Origin of the sequence: Caulobacter sp. BE254 (assembly GCF_031457295.1) — a bacterium.
In the GTDB taxonomy this organism is placed as follows: Bacteria; Pseudomonadota; Alphaproteobacteria; order Caulobacterales; family Caulobacteraceae; genus Caulobacter.
In genome coordinates, this window is sequence record NZ_JAVDWJ010000003.1 from 218,205 (window position 1) to 238,800 (window position 20,596).

The 20,596-nt window shown below is 69.3% G+C and carries 27 protein-coding genes; 12 read left to right on the forward strand and 15 right to left on the reverse strand.

Translation table 11 applies throughout. From position 1 onward, the window contains the following. Positions 1-35 precede the first annotated feature (35 nt). Positions 36-959 carry a LysR family transcriptional regulator gene (locus tag J2X41_RS07765; RefSeq protein WP_310080998.1) on the reverse strand — a complete coding sequence of 308 codons (924 nt, stop codon included), beginning with the start codon at positions 957-959 and terminating at the stop codon, positions 36-38. 68 nt (positions 960-1,027) lie between these two features. Between J2X41_RS07765 and J2X41_RS07770 the strand changes: the two genes are divergently transcribed. After that, positions 1,028-1,438, forward strand: a complete 411-nt coding sequence (locus tag J2X41_RS07770) for a nuclear transport factor 2 family protein (protein WP_310080999.1) — start codon at positions 1,028-1,030, stop codon at positions 1,436-1,438. Between the two features lie 169 nt (positions 1,439-1,607). On the opposite strand, the gene J2X41_RS07775 is transcribed toward J2X41_RS07770, so the two are convergent. Next, positions 1,608-2,051 carry a DUF3617 family protein gene (locus J2X41_RS07775; RefSeq protein ID WP_310081000.1) on the reverse strand — a complete coding sequence of 148 codons (444 nt, stop codon included), beginning with the start codon at positions 2,049-2,051 and terminating at the stop codon, positions 1,608-1,610. Between the two features lie 208 nt (positions 2,052-2,259). Here J2X41_RS07775 and rpmB point away from each other — a divergent pair, with 208 nt between their 5' ends. From rpmB to J2X41_RS07795, 4 genes are all read left to right on the forward strand, one after another. Further along, positions 2,260-2,559, forward strand: a complete 300-nt coding sequence (rpmB, locus tag J2X41_RS07780; protein ID WP_310081001.1) for a 50S ribosomal protein L28 — start codon at positions 2,260-2,262, stop codon at positions 2,557-2,559. An 84-nt stretch (positions 2,560-2,643) separates the two neighbouring features. Beyond that, the gene (locus tag J2X41_RS07785) at positions 2,644-3,054 is read left to right on the forward strand and encodes a metalloregulator ArsR/SmtB family transcription factor (protein ID WP_310081002.1); all 411 of its coding nucleotides are present in this window, start codon (positions 2,644-2,646) and stop codon (positions 3,052-3,054) included. Further along, positions 3,051-3,569: an SRPBCC domain-containing protein gene (locus tag J2X41_RS07790; protein ID WP_310081004.1), complete on the forward strand. Its 519-nt coding sequence runs from the start codon at positions 3,051-3,053 to the stop codon at positions 3,567-3,569. Before J2X41_RS07785 ends, J2X41_RS07790 begins: the two co-directional genes overlap by 4 nt. Beyond that, complete coding sequence (locus J2X41_RS07795) at positions 3,566-3,982, forward strand: hypothetical protein (protein WP_310081005.1); 417 nt, start codon at positions 3,566-3,568, stop codon at positions 3,980-3,982. The genes J2X41_RS07790 and J2X41_RS07795 overlap by 4 nt, the downstream gene beginning before the upstream one ends. A gap of 227 nt (positions 3,983-4,209) precedes the next feature. Here J2X41_RS07795 and J2X41_RS07800 read toward each other — a convergent pair whose 3' ends face one another. Together J2X41_RS07800 and J2X41_RS07805 are read right to left on the reverse strand one after the other, a co-directional pair. Next, positions 4,210-4,500 carry a hypothetical protein gene (locus J2X41_RS07800; protein ID WP_310081006.1) on the reverse strand — a complete coding sequence of 97 codons (291 nt, stop codon included), beginning with the start codon at positions 4,498-4,500 and terminating at the stop codon, positions 4,210-4,212. A gap of 240 nt (positions 4,501-4,740) precedes the next feature. Further along, positions 4,741-5,040: a hypothetical protein gene (locus J2X41_RS07805; RefSeq protein WP_310081008.1), complete on the reverse strand. Its 300-nt coding sequence runs from the start codon at positions 5,038-5,040 to the stop codon at positions 4,741-4,743. Positions 5,041-5,363: 323 nt separating this feature from the next. Here J2X41_RS07805 and J2X41_RS07810 point away from each other — a divergent pair, with 323 nt between their 5' ends. Next, positions 5,364-6,233 carry an aldo/keto reductase family oxidoreductase gene (locus tag J2X41_RS07810; RefSeq protein ID WP_310081009.1) on the forward strand — a complete coding sequence of 290 codons (870 nt, stop codon included), beginning with the start codon at positions 5,364-5,366 and terminating at the stop codon, positions 6,231-6,233. Between the two features lie 434 nt (positions 6,234-6,667). On the opposite strand, the gene J2X41_RS07815 is transcribed toward J2X41_RS07810, so the two are convergent. Next, positions 6,668-7,732, reverse strand: a complete 1,065-nt coding sequence (locus J2X41_RS07815; protein ID WP_310081010.1) for an esterase-like activity of phytase family protein — start codon at positions 7,730-7,732, stop codon at positions 6,668-6,670. After that, on the reverse strand, positions 7,729-9,669 hold the full coding sequence (cobT, locus tag J2X41_RS07820; RefSeq protein WP_310081012.1) for a cobaltochelatase subunit CobT: 1,941 nt from the start codon (positions 9,667-9,669) through the stop codon (positions 7,729-7,731). Before cobT ends, J2X41_RS07815 begins: the two co-directional genes overlap by 4 nt. Positions 9,670-9,800: 131 nt before the next feature. Between cobT and J2X41_RS07825 the strand changes: the two genes are divergently transcribed. Beyond that, positions 9,801-9,977 carry a DUF1328 domain-containing protein gene (locus J2X41_RS07825; RefSeq protein WP_310081013.1) on the forward strand — a complete coding sequence of 59 codons (177 nt, stop codon included), beginning with the start codon at positions 9,801-9,803 and terminating at the stop codon, positions 9,975-9,977. Positions 9,978-10,144: 167 nt separating this feature from the next. Here J2X41_RS07825 and J2X41_RS07830 read toward each other — a convergent pair whose 3' ends face one another. From J2X41_RS07830 to J2X41_RS07850, 5 genes are all read right to left on the reverse strand, one after another. After that, the gene (locus tag J2X41_RS07830; protein WP_310081014.1) at positions 10,145-11,308 is read right to left on the reverse strand and encodes a DUF3089 domain-containing protein; all 1,164 of its coding nucleotides are present in this window, start codon (positions 11,306-11,308) and stop codon (positions 10,145-10,147) included. A gap of 227 nt (positions 11,309-11,535) precedes the next feature. Continuing rightward, positions 11,536-11,850, reverse strand: a complete 315-nt coding sequence (locus tag J2X41_RS07835; protein ID WP_310081015.1) for a hypothetical protein — start codon at positions 11,848-11,850, stop codon at positions 11,536-11,538. A gap of 47 nt (positions 11,851-11,897) precedes the next feature. Continuing rightward, entirely contained in the window at positions 11,898-12,026 is a 129-nt protein-coding gene (locus J2X41_RS07840) for a hypothetical protein (protein WP_243692269.1), read from the reverse strand. A 146-nt stretch (positions 12,027-12,172) separates the two neighbouring features. After that, positions 12,173-12,571, reverse strand: a complete 399-nt coding sequence (locus J2X41_RS07845; protein WP_310081016.1) for a nuclear transport factor 2 family protein — start codon at positions 12,569-12,571, stop codon at positions 12,173-12,175. 1 nt (position 12,572) lies between these two features. After that, positions 12,573-13,469 carry an MBL fold metallo-hydrolase gene (locus J2X41_RS07850; protein WP_310081017.1) on the reverse strand — a complete coding sequence of 299 codons (897 nt, stop codon included), beginning with the start codon at positions 13,467-13,469 and terminating at the stop codon, positions 12,573-12,575. A 75-nt stretch (positions 13,470-13,544) separates the two neighbouring features. On the opposite strand from J2X41_RS07850, the gene J2X41_RS07855 reads away from it, so the two are divergent. Continuing rightward, positions 13,545-14,489, forward strand: coding sequence for a LysR family transcriptional regulator (locus J2X41_RS07855; RefSeq protein WP_310081019.1), 945 nt, complete (start codon positions 13,545-13,547; stop codon positions 14,487-14,489). A gap of 83 nt (positions 14,490-14,572) precedes the next feature. Here the strand turns inward: J2X41_RS07855 and groL are convergent, their stop codons facing one another. Together groL and groES are read right to left on the reverse strand one after the other, a co-directional pair. Beyond that, positions 14,573-16,219: a chaperonin GroEL gene (groL, locus tag J2X41_RS07860; protein WP_310081020.1), complete on the reverse strand. Its 1,647-nt coding sequence runs from the start codon at positions 16,217-16,219 to the stop codon at positions 14,573-14,575. Between the two features lie 56 nt (positions 16,220-16,275). After that, positions 16,276-16,566 (reverse strand): co-chaperone GroES, encoded by a 291-nt coding sequence (gene groES / locus J2X41_RS07865; protein ID WP_028037871.1) that lies wholly within the window; start codon positions 16,564-16,566, stop codon positions 16,276-16,278. 218 nt (positions 16,567-16,784) lie between these two features. Between groES and J2X41_RS07870 the strand changes: the two genes are divergently transcribed. From J2X41_RS07870 to J2X41_RS07885, 4 genes are all read left to right on the forward strand, one after another. After that, complete coding sequence (locus J2X41_RS07870; RefSeq protein WP_310081022.1) at positions 16,785-17,207, forward strand: protease inhibitor I42 family protein; 423 nt, start codon at positions 16,785-16,787, stop codon at positions 17,205-17,207. Beyond that, positions 17,207-17,617 carry a VOC family protein gene (locus tag J2X41_RS07875; RefSeq protein ID WP_310081024.1) on the forward strand — a complete coding sequence of 137 codons (411 nt, stop codon included), beginning with the start codon at positions 17,207-17,209 and terminating at the stop codon, positions 17,615-17,617. The genes J2X41_RS07870 and J2X41_RS07875 overlap by 1 nt, the downstream gene beginning before the upstream one ends. Before the next feature lie 42 nt (positions 17,618-17,659). Beyond that, positions 17,660-18,115 (forward strand): DUF4345 family protein, encoded by a 456-nt coding sequence (locus J2X41_RS07880; protein ID WP_310081249.1) that lies wholly within the window; start codon positions 17,660-17,662, stop codon positions 18,113-18,115. Positions 18,116-18,314: 199 nt separating this feature from the next. After that, positions 18,315-18,980 (forward strand): peptidylprolyl isomerase, encoded by a 666-nt coding sequence (locus tag J2X41_RS07885; protein ID WP_310081026.1) that lies wholly within the window; start codon positions 18,315-18,317, stop codon positions 18,978-18,980. A 299-nt stretch (positions 18,981-19,279) separates the two neighbouring features. On the opposite strand, the gene J2X41_RS07890 is transcribed toward J2X41_RS07885, so the two are convergent. Continuing rightward, positions 19,280-19,501 (reverse strand): alkylphosphonate utilization protein, encoded by a 222-nt coding sequence (locus J2X41_RS07890; RefSeq protein WP_310081027.1) that lies wholly within the window; start codon positions 19,499-19,501, stop codon positions 19,280-19,282. A 70-nt stretch (positions 19,502-19,571) separates the two neighbouring features. Next, positions 19,572-20,504: a LysR family transcriptional regulator gene (locus tag J2X41_RS07895; protein WP_310081028.1), complete on the reverse strand. Its 933-nt coding sequence runs from the start codon at positions 20,502-20,504 to the stop codon at positions 19,572-19,574. Positions 20,505-20,596: the final 92 nt, after the last annotated feature.

Below are 20,596 nucleotides of genomic sequence, written 5' to 3' on the forward strand. Positions count from 1 at the left end.
CTGGGGGAGCTGTCGCGGAGCGACTGAGGGGGTTTTTACAGCCCCCGGCCCACCCGCAGCACCAACTCGCGGATCCACACCGACCCTGGATCCCTGTGCGCCACCACCGGGTGGAACAGGTACTGCGCGTCCTCGCCCGGATCGATCGGCGGCTCGACCCGGACCAGGTCCAGGGGCCCGGCCAGGGCCGCGATCAGCCGGCCCGGCACGAAGGCCACCAGGTCGGAGCGGGCGGTCATCCGCAGGGCCTGCAGGTAGCTGGGCACGGTCAGGGCGATGCGACGTTCCAGGCCGTTCTGGCGCAGGAAGGGCTCGATGGCGTCGTCGCGCTCGCCGGCCCCGACCACGGCCACGTGGCGGGCGGCGGCGAAGCCTTCGACGGTCGAGAGCCGGTCGATGCCCGGATGACCGCGCCGCACGGCCAGGGCGTCGCGATCCGTATAGAGCGTCTGGCGATGGAAGCCGGGATAGGCCTCGCCGGTCCAGGCGACCACCAGGTCGATGGTGCGGGCGAAGTCCGGGGTCAGCACCGCCGGGCCGCGCCAGGGCACGACATCCAACCGCACGCCAGGCGCGGCGGCGGCGACCTGGGCCAGCACGGCCGGCATCAGCAGGTCGACGCACAGGTCGGGCATCATCAGGCGGAAGCGCCGCGTGCTGGTCGCCGGGTCGAAGCCCTGGGCCTGGAAAAGGCCGCGCACCTGATCCAGGGCCTGGGCCAGGGGCGCGCGCAGGGCCTGGGCGTGCGGCGTCAGCTCCATCCGCGGCCCGACCCGCACCAGCAGCGGGTCGCCGGTCGCCTCGCGCAGGCGGCGCAAGGCGTGGCTGACCGCCGGCTGCGACAGGTTCAGCCGTTGCGCCGCCCGCCCGACGCCGCCCTCGGCCAACAGGGCGTCCAGGGCCACCAGGAGGTTCAGGTCGAGCCGGGCGAGGTTCATTCGGCGAATATAGATCATCATCAGCATTGATTGGATGAATGATCTCCATCGTCCGATCATCAGGCTCCACCCCAGCCCGGAGAGCCGCCATGAGCGCGACCGACGACAACAAGCGACTGATGCAGGCGATCTTCGAGGGCCTGGCGCGCGGCGACGCCCGCCTGTTCCTCGACAGCCTGGACGAGGCCGCCGTCTGGCGGATGATCGGAACCACGGCCTGGTCGGGCGTCTATGCCGGTAAAGCCGCCATCCGCCGCGACCTGCTGGCCCCGCTGTTCGCCCAGTTCGCCGACCAATATCTGAACGTCGCCGACGCGATCGTCGCCGAGGGCGATACGGTGGTGGTCGAATGCCGGGGCAAGGTCGCCACCAGGGCGGGCCAGCGCTACGACAACACCTATTGCTGGGTCTGCCGGCTGGCGGACGGCAAGATCGTCTCGCTGACCGAATATATGGACACCCAACTGGTCGCGACGGCCCTGCGGCCGCCCGTCCGATGATGTCGCCAGGCCTGGGAAGCTCGACCGGTTAACGCCGGCTAACCTTCGCCCGAACACGAGCGAAACGAATCATGACCGAATCAGCGACTTGGCCCGATTCAGTGTTTGTTCCCTACCACCCATTGTAGCTTAATTCGCATTAACCACAAACAGGCGTCCCGCCGCCCCGTCAGCCCGCCTTGCACTCGGCGCTGACGCGCTTGGCGTCCATCACCCCGGCCAGGGGGAGGCCGTTGATCGTTTTCATGCGGACGTTCAGGCGGAAGCTTTCGGGGGTGTAGGTCCCGTTGGCGGTCACCGGGGCGACCCGGCCCTTCTTGTCGGTCCAGGTTCCCTTCAAGGCCACCTTGCCGTCCTGCACCACGCGAGTCTCGTAGTCGCAGGTGTATTTGCGGGTGCAGATGCCCTTGGAGAACTGCTCGACGTCGGCCGGCTTGAGGCAGCGATCCTCGCCGCCGGCCGGGATTGGGCCGATGCGGTAGCTGTACTCCCACTGGCCGGGCAGAATCGTCGTGTGCGCGCCGGCCGCATCAGCCATCTGGGGGGCCGCGACGGCCGCCACGACGCCCAGGACCAGGGTTCCGGCGATCATGGCGGGGGCAAGCAGGCGCATGCATCAATCTCCTCGTGGACGACACTCTATATAGGAAGCGGCAGATGAACCGCGCTTGAAGGCGATGTTGCGGCGCGGATCGTCAGGCGCGGCTTGACTCGGCGAGCCCCCTTCGCCTATATCGCCCGCTCTCGCGCGGCGGTCCGCCTTCGCGCGCCGAATTCATGTTGCGGAGCCGTCGGCTTCGCCCAAGCCCAAGGTATCCGCCATGTCGCGCCGTTGCGAACTCACCGGGATCGGTCCGATGGTCGGCCACAATGTGAGCCACTCGAACATCAAGACCAAGCGCCGCTTCCTGCCGGCCCTGTCGCCCGCGTCGCTGCAGTCGGACTCGCTGGGTCAGACCTTCAAGCTGCGCATCAGCAACGCGGCCCTGCGCACCCTGGACTTCCGGGGCGGCCTGGACGTGTTCCTGCTGAGCGCCAAGGACGAGCAGCTGTCGCCGCGCGCCCTGAAGATCAAGCGCCAGGTCAAGGCCAAGGCCGCCGCGACCGCAGTCGCCGCCTAAGCATCTTCGGTTTCGACCGACGGAAGGCCCGCGAGGTTCGCCTCGCGGGCCTTTTCGCGTCTGGACCCAGGCCGTCGACCGGCCTTGCCCGCCGCCGGCGAGACGGGTGTTGACGCCTATATATATGCATGTAAATGTATATGCATGGAAACGCAGATAAACATCTTCCATGCGCTCGGCGACCCCACCCGGCTCCGCATCGTCGAGGCGATGAAGTCGGGCGAATGCGCGGTCGGCGACATCGTCGAGCGCATGGACATCCATCAGTCCGGCGTCTCCCGCCACCTCCGCATCCTGACGGAAGCCGGGGTCGTGCGCATGCGCCCGGACGGCCAGAAACGGCTCTATTCGCTACGCCAGGAGGCCTTCGACCAGCTCGAAGCCTGGGTGGCCGACTATCGCCGCCATTGGGAGGCCCGGCTGGACCGGTTCGGCGCCGCCCTCGAACGCAACCGGGCGGCGGAAAAAACCGCCGACAAGGAGGACGCCCAGTGAACGACACCACCGCCACCCGCGCCGCGCGCGCCCAGTTCTCGATCCAGCGCACCTATGCCGCCTCGCTCGACGAGGCCTGGGCCCTGTGGACCACCAAGGCCGGCATCGAGTCGTGGTGGGGGCCCGAAGGCTTCGAGGTGACCGTCACCGCCCTGGACCTGCGTCCCGGCGGCGAGCTGACCTATCTGATGACCGCCGTCGCCCCCGAGATGGTGGCGTTCATGCAAACGTCGGGCATGCCGCTCTCAACCCCGTGCAAGGTCACCTATACTGAGGTCTCCGCCCCGAACCGGCTGGCCTACAAGACCCTGACCGACTTCGTGCCGGGGGTGGAACCCTACGAGGTCGCCACCGTGGTCGAGCTGACGGCGGCCGGCGGCCGGACCACCCTGACCATCACCTTCGACACCATGCACGACGACGCCTGGACCGAACGGGCCCGGGCTGGCCACGAGAGCCAGATGCGCAAGCTGGACGCCCTGCTGGCGGCCCAGGGCAAGGGGGCGGCGTCGTGAGGGCCCCGCTCGCCAGCCTCGGCGCGATCGTGGCGGGGATCGCCGTCACGGCGCTGACCGCCACCCTCGTGGACATGGCGATGCACGCCGCCGGCGTCTTCCCCAGCGCGCCCCAGGCGATGTCCGACCCGCTGTTCGTCCTGGCCGCGGCCTATCGCGCGGTCTTCACCGTCGCCGGCGGCTACGCCACCGCCCGCCTGGCGCCCGACCGGCCCATGCGCCACGCGTGGATCCTGGCCGGGATCGGCCTGGCGGCTGGTCTGGCCGGCGTGGCCGCCTACTACGCCGCGGGCGGCGGCCGGCTGGGGCCGGCCTGGTACGCGCTGGCCATTCCCCTGGAAGCGCTTCCCTGCGTCTGGCTGGGGGCCCGGCTCGCCGGCTCGCGGCGCGCCCCGGACCTACGGCCCGCCTAGAGGCCGCGGACGGTGTCGCGGTCCCGCCCCACGAAAAAGCCCTCCCCGTCGCCGGGGAGGGCTCTTCGACGCCACTGAAAAGGGGCCGATACGCCGCCCCGTACAAACGTCTTTGAACGCCGAACCCTAGAGCAAACCGCGCGATATAGAGATCGCACGGTTTGCTCTAGGCTTTTGTTTTCGCATCGCTTTGCGGAAAACCGGCGTCCACTTTTCCGCGCGATGCTCTAGCGGGCGCGGATGGCCGGGTTGGCTTCGTTGTAGGACAGCAGTTCCGGGTTGTTCAGCTTGCTGACGGCGTCGTTGACCGAGGCGCGCACGCACGAGGGATAGAGGTAGGTGGCCAGGCTTTCGCCGCGGACGCTCTGCCAGCAGACGTTCGAGGCGGCCTTGACGATCTCGGCGCGCAGCTCGGCGGGAGCCTTGCCGGCGGTCTTGACGCGGATTTCGGCGGCGCCGGCGGGCGCGGCGGCGAACAGGGCGACGGCCGAGGCGGCCAGGACGATGGAGCGGATCATGGGACGGATTCCAGGACAGCGTTGATTTTCAACCCGTCCGAAATGCGTTTCCCCGCGGCGGCTGGTCCAGGATCTCGCCCGCTCTGCCGCCTTGGCCAAGCCATAGCTTGCCCATCGTTACTTATCAACGGTTATATTGCAGTGCGGTCACAAAGCCCCATTGACACGAAGCGTCGTGGGAAACGGGGGTGGACCCCGGTCCCGCGCCGCCGAAGCCGCGCGGGACCGGGGTCCAGGATCCTAGTAGCTGGCCTTCAGCAGGCCGCCGGCGCGGAACGCCTGGCGGTCGTAGGCCTTCAGGTTGGGGCTGCCCACCTTCTCGACGGCGTCGCGGGTCACTTCGCGGACGCAGTAGGCGTAGAGATCGTTGGGACGGTCGCCCACGTCCTCGCGGCAGATCGACGAGGCGGCGGCGACGATGTCGGCATGGATGGCGGAGACGGTGCGACCGCGGACCTTGACGTGCTGGTCGGCGGCGACGGCCGACGAAGCGGTGGTCAGGGCCATGGCGCAAGCGGCCAGAACAAACAGAGTCTTCATGATGTTTACTTCCGAAAGGGGGTTGGGGTTCAACCACCTCCCGACGCGTTCCTCTGATGGCCGTCGGGATCTCGCCCGCTCAATCCATCGAAGGTAGCGGTAACATGACAACGTTGTCTATTGAAGTAGAATGTTGAGTTTCAAAAGAAACTACCCCGAGACGCCAGTTCCTTGGGCATCCGTCGCCCCGTCTGCCCGAACCCTCTTCGACATCATCGGCTCGCCGTATTGTACGAAAATCCGCACAGCCCGTGCCGATTGCGTCGGGTTATCGAAGCTCGCGCCGATCACTAGCTTGCAGCCATCGAACAAGGGAAATGACCATGCACGCGATCGATCAGGCGGGAACTTTCACCCTCGGCGGCCGGACGGTGCGGCGGCTGGGCTATGGCGCCATGCAGTTGGCCGGACCCGGCGTCTTCGGCCCGCCGCGCGACCGCGACGCGGCGCTGGCGGTCCTGCGCGAGGCGGTGGCGGCCGGGGTCAACCACATCGACACCAGCGACTTCTACGGCCCCCACGTCACCAACCAGATCATCCGCGAGGCGCTGGCGCCCTATCCCGACGACCTGGTGATCGTCACCAAGATCGGCGCGGTGCGCGGCGACGACGCCTCCTGGAACCCGGCCTACGGCGCCGACCAGCTGGAACGCGCCGTGCACGACAACCTGCGCAATCTGGGCCTGGAGGCGCTGGACGTCGTCAATCTGCGGATCATGTTCGACGTCCACGGTCCAGCCGAGGGCTCGATCGCCGCGCCGCTCCAGGTGCTGGCCGGCCTCCAGCGCCAGGGCCTGGTGCGCCACATCGGCCTCAGCAACGTGACCGCGACCCAGGTGGCCGAGGGCCGCGGGATCGCGCAGATCGTCTGCGTGCAGAACCAGTACAACCTGGCCCATCGCGACGACGACGCGCTGATCGACGCCCTGGCGAAGGACGGGATCGCCTATGTGCCGTTCTTCCCGCTGGGCGGCTTCAGCCCGCTGCAGTCGACCGCCTTGTCCGACGTCGCCGCGCGGCTGGACGCCACCCCGATGCAGGTCGCCCTGGCCTGGCTGCTGCGGCGCGCGCCCAACATCCTGCTGATCCCCGGCACCTCGTCGGTCGCCCACCTGCGCGAGAACCTGGCGGCGGCGACGCTGGTCCTGCCGGACGATGTCATGGCGGACCTGGAGGGGATCGGGATGGCATAAGGGGCGATAGAGCCGGGTCGCTCTTTCTCGCCTCCCTTAAATCTCGTCATCCCGGGCCTTGTTGTTCAGTCCGGGGACATAGCTGACACCTCGGCCCCTGCTTCGCTAAGTCTAGCCAGCCCTTGGGCTGGTGACGTGGGGCATACACATTCGTGGACGACCTCGCCATATCGCCCGAAAATCCATAGACATACAGCTAGGGTCACCAATGTGCGACGCCTGTTGGAGCAATGGTTTGCTCGCAGAGAGGTGTCAGCTATGTCCCCGAACAAGTGTCAGCTATGTCCCCGGACTGAACACTTGTGCCCGGGACCCCTGGTTCAGCTGAACCGTGAGACGCAAGCGGTTCGCCAGCGAACCGCCCCTCGCGCACCTGCGGCGGATAGAGAGGTTCCGGGCACAAGGCCCGGAATGACGAGATGTAAGGGCTGTCCCTACCGCCGCCGCACCGGCTTGGCCGGCTTCGGTGGCGCGGGCGGCGGCGGCGGCGGGGCGGTCCAGTCGAAGGCCATCAGCAGGGTCCGCTCCTGCGGGGCGTCGTTGTCGTCCGACAGGATGTAGATCCGCGTCGCGCCGGACGGGCTCCTGCTGAGCGCGATCCCCTCGAAATTGTCGCGGGTGATCGCCCCGTCCAGGGTCAGGGTCGCGGCCAGGTACTGCCGGGCGGCCGGGGCGCGGGGGTCGATCACGAACCGCACCTGGCCCCGCCAGCCGCGGATCGGGTCATAGGCCCGGAACAGGGCGGCGACCGACTGGCCCTCGAAGGCCGCGAAGCTGGTCAGGCCCCAGGTGAAGTCGGGCGGCGACTGCGGCGTCTGGCCGACGCAAGGGGCCGACAGCCGGCACAGCCACACCTCGCCCTCCTCGCCGCCCACCAGATAGGCGTCGGGGCCGGCGATCGGATAGGCGGTCAGGGCCTCCATGCCCTCGTTGTCGGGGAAGGTGGTGCTGGGCTTGTTGACGGCCCGCGGCAGGCCGTAGGTCCCGTCCGGCTGGCGCGGATAGAGCCAGATCCGATGGTCGCGCTCGAAGCTGACCAGGCGATCGCCGTTGGGCAGGATCGCCAGGCCCTCGGCGTCGGCCTTCTCCTTGCCCTGCAGCGGCTGGCCGTCCAGGCCCTTCAGCGGCGACAGCTTGCCGTCGGTCAGGCCAACCAGGCGACCGGCCTCGTCCAGCTTCAGCCGGGCCTCGAACAGGTCGCCCTCGTCGCCGATCGCCACCAGTCCGCCGTCGGGGCCGAACTTCAGGTCCGACAGGCCGTGCAGGCGCTGGGTGTCGGGACTGCTGATCGCCACGCCGCCGGCATAGACGAAGCGTCCGATCGCCGTGGTCGGCGGATTGGCCGCGCTCAGCGGCACGGGCGTGGCGACCACGCTAATCTCCGGCCCGGCCTTGACCGGCGCCACCGGCAGCACCGCCGGCTGCGGCGGGGTCTTGGCGCACTGGCCCAGCGCCACCGACGCCAGGCCCAGGACGAGAAAGCCGCGCAGTCCGATCACGCGGGAACCTTGCGCGAGGTCTTGGGCGGCCCCTTGGAGATTGGGGGCTGCACGGTCGGCGGGGCGGCCAGCAGGCCCCGGGCCCGCTTGACCGCCTTGGGCTCCTCGTCGAACAGCCCGGCCAGCTGGTCGACCAGGGCGCCGCCCAGCTGCTCGACGTCGACGATGGTCACCGCCCGGCGGTAGTAGCGCGTCACGTCGTGGCCGATGCCGACGGCGATCAGCTCGACGGGGCTCCTGGTCTCGATCTCGGCGATCACCTGCCGCAAGTGGCGCTCCAGATAGTGGCCCGAATTGACGCTGAGGGTGGAGTCGTCCACCGGCGCGCCGTCCGAGATCACCATCAGAATGCGGCGGGCTTCGGGCCGGCCGATCAGGCGCTGGTGGGCCCACATCAGGGCCTCGCCGTCGATGTTTTCCTTCAGCAGGCCCTCGCGCATCATCAGGCCCAGGTTCTTGCGGGCTCGCCGCCAGGGCGCGTCGGCGCTCTTGTAGATGATGTGGCGCAGGTCGTTCAGCCGGCCGGGCGCGGGCGGCTTGCCGGCCTTGATCCACTCGTCGCGGGCGCTGCCGCCCTTCCAGGCGCGGGTGGTGAAGCCCAGCACCTCGACCTTGACCGCGCAGCGCTCCAGGGTGCGCGCCAGGATGTCGGCGCAGACCGCCGCCACCATGATCGGCCGGCCGCGCATCGAACCGGAATTGTCGATCAGCAGGGTCACGACGGTGTCCCGGAACTCGACGTCCTCCTCCTGCTTGAACGACAGGGGGGCGGTGGGGTCGATGATCACCCGGGTCAGGCGGGCGACGTCCAGCATCCCCTCCTCCAGGTCGAAGGTCCAGGCGCGGTTCTGCTGGGCCAGCAGGCGGCGCTGCAGCTTGTTGGCCAGGCGCGAGACGACGCTGGAGAAGGCCGCCAGCTGCTGGTCCAGATAGGCCCGCAGGCGGGTCAGTTCGTCGGCGTCGCACAGGTCCTCGGCCGGAACCACCTCGTCATAGGCCGTGGTGAACACCTTGTAGACCGGCTCGTTGGAACCGCCCTGGCCCTGGTCCGGTCGGGCGGGCTTGGCGCCGTCGCCCATCTCCGGGGCCTCGTCGGTGTCCTCCGGGTCGCCGTCCTGCTCGGACTGGACCATCTCCTCGTCGCCGGCCTCGGACTCGCGGTCGGAGGTCTCGGCCTGTTCGGGCTGGGCGCCGTCGGACTGTTCGCCCTCGCCTTCGCCGGAATCGTCCTCGGAGGCCTCGGTGTTCTGATCCTCGTCGCCCTCGTCCTCGTCGGACTGTTCGGTGGCGTCGGACATGTCCTCGCCCAGGTCCAGGTCGCGCAGGATCTCGCGGGTGACCCGGGCGAAGGCGGCCTGGTCGTCGATGGCCGCGGCCAGGCGGTCCAGGTCCTTGCCGGCCCGGGCCTCGATGTCGGCGCGCAGGATGTCGACCAGGGCCTTGGCGCCATCGGGCGGCGCGTCGCCGGTCAGGCGCTCGCGGACCATCAGCGACAGGATCTCGGCCATGGGCGCGGACTGGCGGTCGGTGGCGATGTTGCGGGTCAGGCCCTGCTTTTCCAGCCGGGCCTCAAGGGCGGCGGTCAGGTTGGCGCGGACCCCGCCCAGGGCGTTCGAACCGATCGCTTCCAGCCGCGCCTGCTCGATGGCCTCGAAGGCCGCCTGGCCGTCGGGCGAGCCGGGGCGGGCCCGGGCGTGGGCGACGGCGTCGTGGTGGGCCAGGCGCAGGGCCATCTGGTCGGCCAGGCCGCGGATGCGGGCGGCCTCCTTGGGGTTCAGGTCGCGGGGCGGATGCGGCAGCACCGCCCGGTTGCCGACCAGGCTGGGGCCCTCGCCGGAGAACACCACCTCCAGGTCGGGGGTCTCGGCAAGCGAACGCGCCGCGTGGGCCAGGGCGCGCTTGAACGGTTCGGTCGGGCTTTCGGGCTTGGAGGCCATGGGGAATGGGTTACCCAGCCAGCGCCCTTAACACAAGACGCGGAAGGGCGCGGACGGGAACAGGGCGCGCCGAGGCCGCGTTGCCTTGGCAAGCCCGCGACCGGACGGGCGCAACCGTCGAGGAAACCACCATGCTGAAATGGGCCATCATCCTGGCGATCGTCGCCCTGATCGCCGGCGCCCTGGGCTTCACCGGCATCGCCGGCGCGGCGGCGGGGATCGCCAAGATCCTGTTCTTCCTGTTCCTGATCGGCTTCATCGTCTTCGCCGTCCTGGGGGTGACGGTGTTCAAGAGCGTGGCGAAGTAGGGGAAGGGACTGCGAGCCTCTTCAACGCTCAACAAGGGTTGTCATCCCGGAAGCGCGCAGCGCTGTCCGGGACCCAGGTGAACCGCACCGCATCCGCCCAGTCCCCTGGGTCCCGGACAGCCTCTGCGAGGCTTCCGGGATGACAAAGATTTGGGATCCAGCGCAACCTATTTCGCCGCGTAGGCCTTAGCCTGCTCCCCCACCACCGCCACCAGGTCGCCCATGGTCAGGTTGACGTCCACCAGGTGCAGCCCCCAGTCCTTCAGCGGCTGGCCCAGCACCAGCAGGTCGCCGGGGATGTTGTCGGCGCGGGGGTCGGCCTTGTCGGGGTGGACCGTGACGGCCAGGTAGTCGAAGGCGCCCTGGCTGACGCACTCGGCCGAGACCAGGCCCGGCAGTTCGACGAACGGCGTCGAGACCGTCGCGTCCTTGGTCCAGACCGTGGCCGGGCGCATGGCCGTGCCCATGATCGTGTGGTCGGCGAAATAGCTGCGCAGCGGCGCCGAGCCGCCGGCCAGGGCCGCGGGGTTGACGCAGGCGGCCTTCATCCCCGGCTCGGCGACCTTGCCGAAGAACTTGCTGCTGGCCGGCGGCGGGCTGTCGGCGCGGAATGAGACATAGGAGATCACGCAGCCGGTCTGGCCGGCCTTGCGGCACAAGGGCAGCGAGCCATAGGCGTCCGTGGCCGGGTCGACCGGGGTGTTCATGCCCAGGATCAGGGCCGAGACCAGCTGCTTCTGCGCCGGCTTGCCGTCGATCTCCTCCTTGATCAGCCGCAGCAGGATGCGCGAACCCTGCGAATGGCCGATGAGCACCACGCCTCGGCCGTGGTTGTCCCGGGCCAGGTAATCCTTCCAGGCGGCCAGCACGTCGGCATAGGCCAGCTCGCCATCGCCGTTCGAGGCCTGGCCCATCATCACCTTGCGCAGGGCCGCGATGGTCACCTGGCGGTAGCTGGGAGCGTACAGCCTGCAGACCTGGCCGAAGCGGGCGAACTGCTGGTCGGCCACCGCCTTTTCCGGCAAGTCCGGCGTCATGTCGCTGTTGCCGCCGGGGTCGCTGGAGACCGTGGGATAGACGTAGAAGCAGTCGATTGGGGCGTCGGGATCGGCCTTGAACGGCTCGACGCGGGTCGAGCCGTCGGCCTGGACCACCGTGGCGGTCTGGTCGGCGGCGCAGGCGTCGTCGCGGCCGGGCCGGCACAGCCAGTTTTCGTCCTGGGCGTAGTCGTTCGGCGCGACCGGACCGGCGGGGGCTGGCTGGGCGCAGGCGGCCGCGCCCAGGCCCAGCATGGAGACCAGGCCCAGCGCGGCCCACAGCTTGCGTGACATTCACCCCTCCAACGCTTGTTCGGGGCGGAGGATGGCGCACCGCCTCCAAGTTGTCATCCCGAACGCGTGCGCCAGGACCGATCGACATTCAACGCCGTGCGTGGTCCTCGTCCTTCGACAAGCTCAGGATGAGGACCATTCACGGAGCCCGGCGGTAGAAAACCTCATCCTGAGCCTGTCGAAGGACGAGGTTTTCGGTCCCCGTGGGCCTGGATCTTGATCCGCCGCTAAGCCGGCAACCACCGGCGCGGGAACTTGTCGCCCAGGGCCCGCGCCTCGCCAGGCCTCAGGCCCAGCTCGCGCATCTTGAAGGCGACGACCTCGCGCAGGGCCTCGACGGGCTCGCGGCCGCCCGACGGGCTGGAGGCGACGGGGCCGGCCTGCATGGCCAGGTCGACCGCCGCCCATTCGGCCTGGGCGCGGTCGGGCTTGCCGACGGCGAAGTAGTGGCGGACGGGCAGCCGTTCGCCGGCCACCTCGACCATCACGCCGACCACCCAGCCTTGAACAATCAGATCGGCGTCGGGGCGCTGGCGGAACATGGGACGGGTGTAGCGATTTCCCGCGACGGCTCAAGCGTCGCCTTGCGCTAGCCCAGCACCTGGAACGCCGCCTGGCTGACCAGGCCCAGGGTCAGCCACAGGGCCAGGCCCAGAACGATGTAGACGGCCTTGGGGGTACGCCGGTTACGGAAATGGTGGATCTCGTGTCTCGCCATGACCAGCCTCCTGGACGCCTCCTGCGTCCGCGGAGTCAGAAACGAGCTTCGCCGCGCTTTCGCTGCACGGGTTAACGCGACCGTGATCGGTTATCCACAAGCGGGGCGGGAACCGGTGAACAGGCTCGCCTCGCCAGGACCGAGGCTCAGACGCGGGGGTCCATCGCCCGCAGGGCCATGGCGCTGTCCACCACCTGCTCCATGCGGACGATCTGGCCGTCCTTGAACGTATAGAGGTGGGCGAAGGTCGCGGTCATGGCCTTGCTGGTGGCGCGGTAGGTTCCCGAATAGACCCCGAAGGCGGCGACGTGGTCGCCGTCCTCGAGATAGGTGTGCGCCTCGGCGCGGTAGTCGATCCACTCGGCAGCCAGGCGCTCGAAGACGCCGGCCGCGATGGCGTCGAAGCCGACATAGGTCCCGGCATTGGGAAAGCCGGCCGCTTCGGTCCAGGACGCGTCGGGCGCGAGCGCCGCCCGCAGTCGCTCGCCTTTCTGGGCCGGCGAGGCCTCGTAGGTGCCGCGTATGACGTCCTTGTTGGCGGCCATCTCAGCCCCACTTCATTTCGCCGGTGGCGACCTTGGCGCCGATCTGCAGGGCCACGCCCATGCCGGCGTCGGGATAGCGGGCGGTCATCGCCGCGATCAGGGCCGCGGAGTCCTTGGCCTTGGCCAGTTCCTGCTCGAAGGCCAGCAGATAGTCGCGGGTGTAGATCAGCGCCGCCGGGCCGGTCGGCGCCGCGGGCGTCATGTGGCCCGGCACGACCACGGCCGGCTTGCGGGCCAGCATGGCGTCCAGCTGCGCGACCCAGGCGGCGCGGGCCTCGGCGCCGGCGGTGTCGGCGGTCCAGACATGGACGCCGGAGAACACCAGCACGCCGCCGAAGATCGCCGAAAGTGACGGCGCCCAGAGGTAGCGGCGATTGGCCAGGCCCTGGGCCGGGACGATCTGGAGGGCCTGGCCGTCGACCGTCAGGTGGTCGCCGTCGAAGGCGGTCGGCATGACGATGTCGGCCAGGGTCTTGGGACCGTTGTCGCCCAGTTGTGGACCCCAGGTGGCCAGCTTCTTCTCGACGCTGGCCTGGATCGCCGCGATGGTGTCCGAAGCCGCGATCACCTTGGCGTCGGGGAAAGCGGCCTTGATCGGACCCAGGCTGAAATAATAGTCCGGGTCGCTCTGGCTGACATAGACGGTCGTCAGCTGGCGGCCGGTGGCCTTGACGGCGTCGGCCAGCGCCTGGCCGTCGGGCAGGGTGAAGCCGCCGTCGATCAGCACGGCCTCCTTGGGGCCCCAGACCAGGACCGGCGCGCGGAAGAAGCCGGTCTCCCCGGCGGGGAAGGCCTTCCAGTCGAGCGTGACGCCGGCGGCCAAGGCGTCGCCTTGGCCGGCGAGGGTTGCGGCGGCGCCGCCTGTGATCATCGTCATCATCAGTCTCCGGGTGGGCATGAGGGGGCTCCTGATCCGCCCGCAGGATGCGCCCGGCCGATTGCGCTGCGAAGGTCGGGAAAATACACTGATCGTATGTCACAGACATACAATCACCGGGACGGCGCCGATCGCGGCCTCAACAATCTCAAGCGCATGGCCTATTTCGCCGAGGTGGTCGAAACCGGCTCGTTCACGGCGGCGGCCGATCGGCTGGGCATCACCAAGGCGGTGGTCAGCCAACAGGTCGCCAAGCTCGAGCGCGCGTTCGAGACCACCTTGCTGGTCCGCACCACCCGCAGCGTGCGGCCGACCGAGGAGGGCCGCGCCTTCTACGAACGTTGCGCCCGCGTGCTGTCCGAGGCCCAGGAGGCCTTCGACGGTCTCGAGGCCGACGACCGCGCGCCGACCGGCATGCTGCGGCTGACCGCGCCCTTCGACTACGGCGTCGCCGTCGTCGTTCCGGCGATCGCCGAGTTCCACCGGCGGTTTCCCGCCTGCACCGCCGACCTGGTGATCAGCGACCGGACCCTGGACCCGGTCGAGAAGGACATGGAACTGGCGATCCGGGTCGGCTGGCTGACCGACAGCGCCTTGCGGGCCCGGCGGATCGGATCGTTCCAGCAGATCCTGGTCGCCAGCCCGGCCCTCGCGGCCCGCCTAGACGACGACGCCGAGCCCGGCCAGGTCGCTGACCTGCCCTTCGTCGCCAACAGCGTCCTGCGCGACCCGCTGGGCTGGACCTTTTCCAACGGCGAAGGCCAGCAGCGGTCGGTGCGGGCATCGGCGGCGCTGGCCATCGACGCCACCCTGGGGGTCCTGGAAGCGGTGCGGGCCGGCGTCGGCCTCTCGGTCCTGCCGGACTATGCGGTCCAGGCCGATCTGGCCAGCGGCCGCCTGGCGCGCGTGCTGCCGGCCTGGAGCCTCGAGAGCGGCGGGATCTACGCCGTCACGCCCGCCACCCGCTTTCGCCGCGCCCGGGTCACGGCCTTCCTCGATATCCTGGTCGCCTGGGAGCGCCGTCGGGCGCTGGGGCGATAGCCAAGGTCGCCGCCAAAAGAAAAAGGGCGGGACCTTGCGGCCCCGCCCCTCTCATTTCGTTCAGCTGAGCTGACCGGACTTCCTTAGAAGTCCATGTCGCCCATGCCGCCCATGCCGCCGCCGGGAGGGCCCCCGGCGCCGCCGCCCTTCTTGGGCGCCTCGACGATGGCGGCTTCGGTGGTGATCAGCAGGCCGGCCACCGAGGCGGCGTCCTGCAGGGCGGTGCGGACCACCTTGGCGGGGTCGATGACGCCGTCGGTGATCAGGTCGACATACTGCTCGGTCTGGGCGTTGAAGCCGAAGGTGGCCGAGTCGCTTTCGAGGACCTTGCCGACCACGATCGAGCCTTCGACGCCGGCGTTCTCGGCGATCTGGCGGATCGGAGCCTGCAGGGCGCGACGGACGATGGCGATGCCGGCGGTCTGGTCGTCATTGTCGCCGACCAGGGTCGCCAGGGCCTTGGAAGCCTTCAGCAGAGCCACGCCGCCGCCCGGGACGATGCCTTCTTCCACGGCCGCGCGGGTCGCGTTCAGGGCGTCGTCGACGCGGTCCTTCTTTTCCTTCACCTCGACTTCGGTCGAGCCGCCGACGCGGATGACCGCGACGCCGCCGGCCAGCTTGGCCAGACGCTCTTGCAGCTTTTCCTTGTCGTAGTCCGAGGTGGTGTCCTCGATCTGCTTCTTGATCTGCGAGATGCGGGCCTCGATGGCCGACTTCTCACCGACGCCGTCCACGATGGTGGTGTCGTCCTTGGTGATCGAGACCTTCTTGGCCTTGCCCAGCATGTCGAGCGAGACGTTCTCGAGCTTGATGCCGAGGTCTTCGCTGACGACCTGGGCGCCGGTCAGGATGGCGATATCTTCCAGCATGGCCTTGCGGCGATCGCCGAAGCCCGGAGCCTTGACGGCGGCGACGCGCAGGCCGCCACGCAGCTTGTTGACCACCAGGGTGGCCAGGGCTTCGCCCTCGACGTCCTCGGCGATGATCACCAGCGGACGGCCCGACTGGACAACGGCTTCCAGCACCGGCAGCAGCGGCTGCAGCGACGACAGCTTCTTTTCGAACAGCAGGATGAGCGGCTCTTCGAGCTGGACTTCCATCTTGTCGGCGTTGGTGATGAAGTACGGCGACAGGTAGCCGCGGTCGAACTGCATGCCTTCGACGACGTCGAGTTCGGTCTCGGCGGTCTTGGCTTCCTCGACGGTGATGACGCCTTCGTTGCCGACCTTGTCCATGGCCTTGGCGATCATCTCGCCGACGTCCTTGTCACCATTGGCCGAGATGGTGCCGACCTGGGCGATCTCGTTGTTGGTGGTGACCTTCTTCGACGACGCCTTGATGGAGTCGACGACGACGTGGACGGCCTTGTCGATGCCGCGCTTCAGGTCCATCGGGTTCATGCCGGCGGCGACCGACTTGAGGCCTTCCTGGACGATGGCCTGGGCCAGCACGGTGGCGGTGGTGGTGCCGTCGCCGGCCTTGTCGTTGGTCTTGGACGCGACTTCGCGGATCATCTGCGCGCCGAGGTTCTCGAACTTGTCAGCCAGTTCGATTTCCTTGGCGACCGAGACGCCGTCCTTGGTCGAGCGCGGGGCGCCGAACGACTTTTCGATCACGACGTTGCGGCCCTTGGGGCCCAGGGTCACCTTCACCGCGTTGGCGAGGATGTTGACGCCGCGCAGCATCTTGTCGCGCGCGTCGGAGGAGAAATAGACGTCTTTAGCGGCCATTTGAGAGCCCTTCTAAAAGAGAAACTTGGGGTCGAAAGCGGTCGAGCGGTCGGGCCTTAGGCCTCGACGATGCCCAGGACGTCGCTTTCCTTCATGATCAGCAGATCCTGGCCGTCCACCTTCACTTCGGTGCCGGACCACTTGCCGAACAGGATGCGGTCGCCGGCCTTCACGTCGAGAGCGACGATGTCACCCTTGTCGTTGCGGGCGCCGGGGCCGACGGCGACGACTTCGCCTTCCTGCGGCTTTTCCTTGGCGGTGTCGGGGATGATGATCCCGCCCTTGGTCTTGGTTTCTTCTTCGACACGCTTCACCAGGACGCGGTCGCCGAGAGGGCGAAATTTCATGACTCGTTCTCCGTCGGGACGGTTTCATTTAAGGTCCGTCGGCAAGCGGGGAGCGTCGCTGTTAGCAGTCGCTCCCATCGAGTGCCAACGCCGGGCTGGAGTTAGGACCGGCGGCGGGGGGAGTCAAGGACGACGGTCGCCGATTTCCTGTGGGCGAAACCCGCCCGAGGGGCGGCGGCGATCCGGCGACGGACATAGATAGGGAGGAAGACGGCGGCATGAAGACGATGAACTCCTCGAACCTGGCCCCGGCCCTGGCCGTGATCGGCCTTCTGACCCTTTCGGCCGGGCTGGCCGCCTGCGCCACTGCCGCGCCGCCCGCGCCGCGGGTCGTCACCGAGGCCGACGCCGGCCCGGTCGAGCTGGCGCGCGGCCAGGCCCTGGAAGTGCGGCTGTCGTCGAACGCCGGGACCGGCTACGCGTGGCGGCTGGACCGCGAGGCCTCGCCCCTGGTGCTGAGCGGCGGCTCCAGCCAGGACGTCGCCGCCTCCCCCGGCCTGCCCGGCGGGCGGCTGACCACCGTCTACAGCTACCAGGCCGCCGGACGCGGCCGGACCGACCTGGCCTTCACGTTCAAGCGCCCGTGGGAGCCGGACAAGCCCGGCGACCGCAAGGTGGTGTTCAAGGTCAGGGTGCGCTGATGATCGACCATGTCGGACTGACCGTGCGCGACCTGGACGCCTCCAAGGCCTTCTACGACGCCGCCTTCGCGCCGCTGGGCGTCGACGTGGTGATGAGCGTCAGCGCCGAGGAGACCGGCGCCCACGCCTATCTCGGCTATGGCCCTCGCGCCGACGGCCGGGACATCCAGGCGGGCAAGCCCAGCTTCTGGATCGGCGGCGGCGAGACCCTGACCGGCCCCATGCACATCGCCTTCGTCGCCGCGACCCGGGCCCAGGTCGACGCCTTCCACGCCGCGGCCCTGGCGGCCGGGGGCACGGACAATGGGCCTCCCGGGGTTCGGCCGCATTATCACCCCAACTACTATGGAGCCTTCGTGCTCGACCCGGACGGCCGCAATGTCGAGGCCGTCTGCCATGCGCCTGCCTAGGCGCCCCAGGACCCAGCGGTTGGAGACCAGATCGGCGTGACGATTTCGAGCTACGGCCTTGCCCTCGTCCTGGCGATGATCGCCTGCGTGATCGGCGGGGTGCTGGGCGGCCTGACCCTGGTCCGGCCCGGCGCGGTCCTCGGCCTGACCGCCCTGGACGACGACGCCGGCGAAGGCGACGAGCCCGCCGCGAGCGCCCGGATCGCGGGCAAGACCGAGGGCCGGGCCCTGGGCGGCCTGCTGATCCTGTCGCACGCCGCCGCGGCCCTGTTCCTGGGCTACCAGTCGCATGTCGGGGCGGCCATGGCCTTCGCCCTGGCCATGGCCTGGGCCGGCGCGGCCCTGGGCCGGGCGGTCTCGGCCCTGGTCGACAAGGCGCGCGGCCGCTTTAACCTGGGCAGCCTGGTCTTCGAGATTATGATCGCCGTCACCCTGTCCCTGCCGTTCTTCAACGCCGGCCGGCTGGTGGTGCTGCGCGGGCACGGGATGCTGGTTTAGGTTTTAGAGAGATCGCTCATCCCTCTTTCAGCCGCCATCCCGGGCCTTGTGCCCGGGACCCCTGGTTCAGCTGACGGTGAAACGCCTTGGCGCGCTAGCCGCGCCACACCCCTGCCCTTGCGGCTGACAGAGGGGTCCCGGGCACAAGGCCCGGGATGACGGTGGAAGAACGATGCGGGACTACGCTAGTCTCACCCCCATGACCCAACGCCCCCTCCTCCGCCGCGAGATCCTGGTCGGCGCCGGCCTGCTGGCCGCCTTCCCGGCCGCCGCCCAGGTGACCCCGGCCCCCGCCCCCAAGCCTCCCGTCTATGTCGCCCTCGACACCCCGCAGGGCCGGATCGTCATCCAGCTGGCCGTGGCCCAGGCGCCGATCACCACCGCCAACTTCCTGCGCTATGTCGACAGGAAGCTCTACGACAAAGCGACCTTCTTCCGGGCCTCGCGGGCCCCGGGGGCGGTGGACTACGGCCTGATCCAGGGCGGGCTGCAGAACGTCGGCGCCCTGCCGCCGGTCGCCCACGAGCCGACCAGCCAGACCGGCCTCAAGCACGTCGACGGGACGGTCTCGATCGCCCGCACCGCGCCGGGCACGGCCACCTCGGACTTCTTCATCTGCATCGGCGACGCGCCGTATCTGGACGCCAATCCGGCCGCCACCGGCGACAACCTCGGCTTCGCCGCCTTCGGCCGCGTGGTCCAGGGCATGGACGTGGCCAAGAAGATCCTGGCCCTGCCGACGCCCGGCAAGGCGATCAATCCGGTGATGAAAGGCCAGATCCTCGACCCGCCCGTGCCCATCACCTCGGCCCGCCGCGTCCCGGCCCCGACCGGACCGGACGTGACGGCGCCGCCGAAGCTCTGAAGCGAGGCCACCCGCCGGATTGGCGCCCCCTCCCCACCGGCCGCAAGGCTGTCGCCTATGGATTGGCTCTAAAAAACCTGTCGTCCTGGACAAGCCCGGCGACGCCGAGCGCCGATCCGGGACCGCCGCAAGCTCTGAGCTCACGCCCAGATCCCGGATCTTCGCGCTGCCGCTCGTCCGCGATGACAGTCGCTTTTGGCCATAGTCGATAGCCCTGCCCCAAAAGGGGAGGATCTATCCGCGCTCAGATGCTCCCCTCCGGGGGAGCTGTCGCGGAGCGACTGAGGGGGCTTTCGCCCCTAGGCCTTCTTCACGAACTCGGTCCGCAGCACCAGGCCGCGCACCTTTTCGACATTGGCCTCGATCTCGTCGGTGTCGCCGGTCAGGCGGATGTTCTTGATCAGGGTCCCGCGCTTCAGCGTCACGCCGCCCGAGCCCTTGACCTTGAGGTCCTTGATCAGGGTGACGTTGTCGCCGTCGGCCAGGATCGCACCGTTGCTGTCGCGGGTTTCGTCCGACATGTCGTTCTTCTCCTGAAAGGTGGGGGTGCTTAGCAGGGCGCGCGGCCAAATCAAAACCGCGCGGCGCCGCCTAGCGCTCCGGCCGGGTCTTCTCGATCCCCGGGACCTCGCCGATCCGCGCGGCGAGGAAGTCGACCAGCAGCCGGACCCGGGCGACGCCCGCCCGTTCGGGGACGATCAGCATGTTTAGCGGGACCGGCGGCGGCGCGTAGTCCGGCAGCACCGCCTCCAGCCGGCCCGCCGCCAGCAGGTCGTCGACCAGCCACCGATGGGCGGGCGCCACGCCGCGTCCGGCGACAAGGGCCTCGCGCGCGGCCAGCCCGTGGTCGACCCGCAGACGCCCCCCGAACGGCGTCGCATGGTGCTGGCCGTTCGGTCCCCGCAGGACCAGCGTCTCGCTGCCCGCCACGTTCGACATCCGCACGCCCTCGTGGCCGGACAGGTCCGCCGGCACGGCCGGCCGGCCCCGCGCCGCCAGGTAGTCCGGCGACGCCGCCAGCAGGCGCCGAGACTGGCCCAGCGCCCGCAGCTTCATGGAACTGTCGGCGAGCGGCCCCAGGCGCAGCGCGACGTCGACGCCCTCCCGCACCAGGTCGATGCGCTCGTCGGTGAGCCCAAGGTCGATCCCGATGTCGGGATACAGGTCCTGGAACGCGAAGATCAGCCGGCTGACGTGCAACACCCCGAGGGCGGCCGTGCACGAGATCCGGATCGTGCCGGCCGGCGCGCCGCGCGCGCCGCGCGCCTCGTCCGCCGCCTGCTCGACCAGCCGCAGGATCTGGACGCAGTGGGCGTAATAGCGCGCGCCTTCTTCGGTCATGGCGACCCGCCGGGTGGTCCTGCTGAGCAGGGGCGCGCCGACGGCCTCCTCCAGTTCCCGCAGGTGCCGGGTGACCGTCGACTGACCGACGCCCTGCTCCCGGGCGACGGCGGACAGGCTTCCCCGCTCGGCCACCCGGACGAAGGTGCGCATGCGCTCCAGCGTGACGTCGGACCTATCCATTTTTCGGCATGATCCTATGCATTCCCGACACATACCGGATCATGACGACACCGCCTACCTGGAGGGTCGATTTCCACCCCAAGGATCGCTGC

What these genes read in the sequence shown, in the direction of transcription:
- J2X41_RS07765 (WP_310080998.1), bottom strand. Translation starts at nt 959, where the DNA reads ATGATGATCTATATTCGCCGAATGAACCTCGCCCGGCTCGACCTGAAC.
- J2X41_RS07770 (WP_310080999.1), top strand. Translation starts at nt 1,028, where the DNA reads ATGAGCGCGACCGACGACAACAAGCGACTGATGCAGGCGATCTTCGAG.
- J2X41_RS07775 (WP_310081000.1), bottom strand. Translation starts at nt 2,051, where the DNA reads ATGCGCCTGCTTGCCCCCGCCATGATCGCCGGAACCCTGGTCCTGGGC.
- rpmB (WP_310081001.1), top strand. Translation starts at nt 2,260, where the DNA reads ATGTCGCGCCGTTGCGAACTCACCGGGATCGGTCCGATGGTCGGCCAC.
- J2X41_RS07800 (WP_310081006.1), bottom strand. Translation starts at nt 4,500, where the DNA reads ATGATCCGCTCCATCGTCCTGGCCGCCTCGGCCGTCGCCCTGTTCGCC.
- J2X41_RS07805 (WP_310081008.1), bottom strand. Translation starts at nt 5,040, where the DNA reads ATGAAGACTCTGTTTGTTCTGGCCGCTTGCGCCATGGCCCTGACCACC.
- J2X41_RS07810 (WP_310081009.1), top strand. Translation starts at nt 5,364, where the DNA reads ATGCACGCGATCGATCAGGCGGGAACTTTCACCCTCGGCGGCCGGACG.
- cobT (WP_310081012.1), bottom strand. Translation starts at nt 9,669, where the DNA reads ATGGCCTCCAAGCCCGAAAGCCCGACCGAACCGTTCAAGCGCGCCCTG.
- J2X41_RS07825 (WP_310081013.1), top strand. Translation starts at nt 9,801, where the DNA reads ATGCTGAAATGGGCCATCATCCTGGCGATCGTCGCCCTGATCGCCGGC.
- J2X41_RS07830 (WP_310081014.1), bottom strand. Translation starts at nt 11,308, where the DNA reads ATGTCACGCAAGCTGTGGGCCGCGCTGGGCCTGGTCTCCATGCTGGGC.
- J2X41_RS07835 (WP_310081015.1), bottom strand. Translation starts at nt 11,850, where the DNA reads ATGTTCCGCCAGCGCCCCGACGCCGATCTGATTGTTCAAGGCTGGGTG.
- J2X41_RS07840 (WP_243692269.1), bottom strand. Translation starts at nt 12,026, where the DNA reads ATGGCGAGACACGAGATCCACCATTTCCGTAACCGGCGTACCCCCAAG.
- J2X41_RS07845 (WP_310081016.1), bottom strand. Translation starts at nt 12,571, where the DNA reads ATGGCCGCCAACAAGGACGTCATACGCGGCACCTACGAGGCCTCGCCG.
- J2X41_RS07850 (WP_310081017.1), bottom strand. Translation starts at nt 13,469, where the DNA reads ATGCCCACCCGGAGACTGATGATGACGATGATCACAGGCGGCGCCGCC.
- J2X41_RS07855 (WP_310081019.1), top strand. Translation starts at nt 13,545, where the DNA reads ATGTCACAGACATACAATCACCGGGACGGCGCCGATCGCGGCCTCAAC.
- groL (WP_310081020.1), bottom strand. Translation starts at nt 16,219, where the DNA reads ATGGCCGCTAAAGACGTCTATTTCTCCTCCGACGCGCGCGACAAGATG.
- groES (WP_028037871.1), bottom strand. Translation starts at nt 16,566, where the DNA reads ATGAAATTTCGCCCTCTCGGCGACCGCGTCCTGGTGAAGCGTGTCGAA.
- J2X41_RS07870 (WP_310081022.1), top strand. Translation starts at nt 16,785, where the DNA reads ATGAAGACGATGAACTCCTCGAACCTGGCCCCGGCCCTGGCCGTGATC.
- J2X41_RS07875 (WP_310081024.1), top strand. Translation starts at nt 17,207, where the DNA reads ATGATCGACCATGTCGGACTGACCGTGCGCGACCTGGACGCCTCCAAG.
- J2X41_RS07885 (WP_310081026.1), top strand. Translation starts at nt 18,315, where the DNA reads ATGACCCAACGCCCCCTCCTCCGCCGCGAGATCCTGGTCGGCGCCGGC.
- J2X41_RS07890 (WP_310081027.1), bottom strand. Translation starts at nt 19,501, where the DNA reads ATGTCGGACGAAACCCGCGACAGCAACGGTGCGATCCTGGCCGACGGC.
- J2X41_RS07895 (WP_310081028.1), bottom strand. Translation starts at nt 20,504, where the DNA reads ATGGATAGGTCCGACGTCACGCTGGAGCGCATGCGCACCTTCGTCCGG.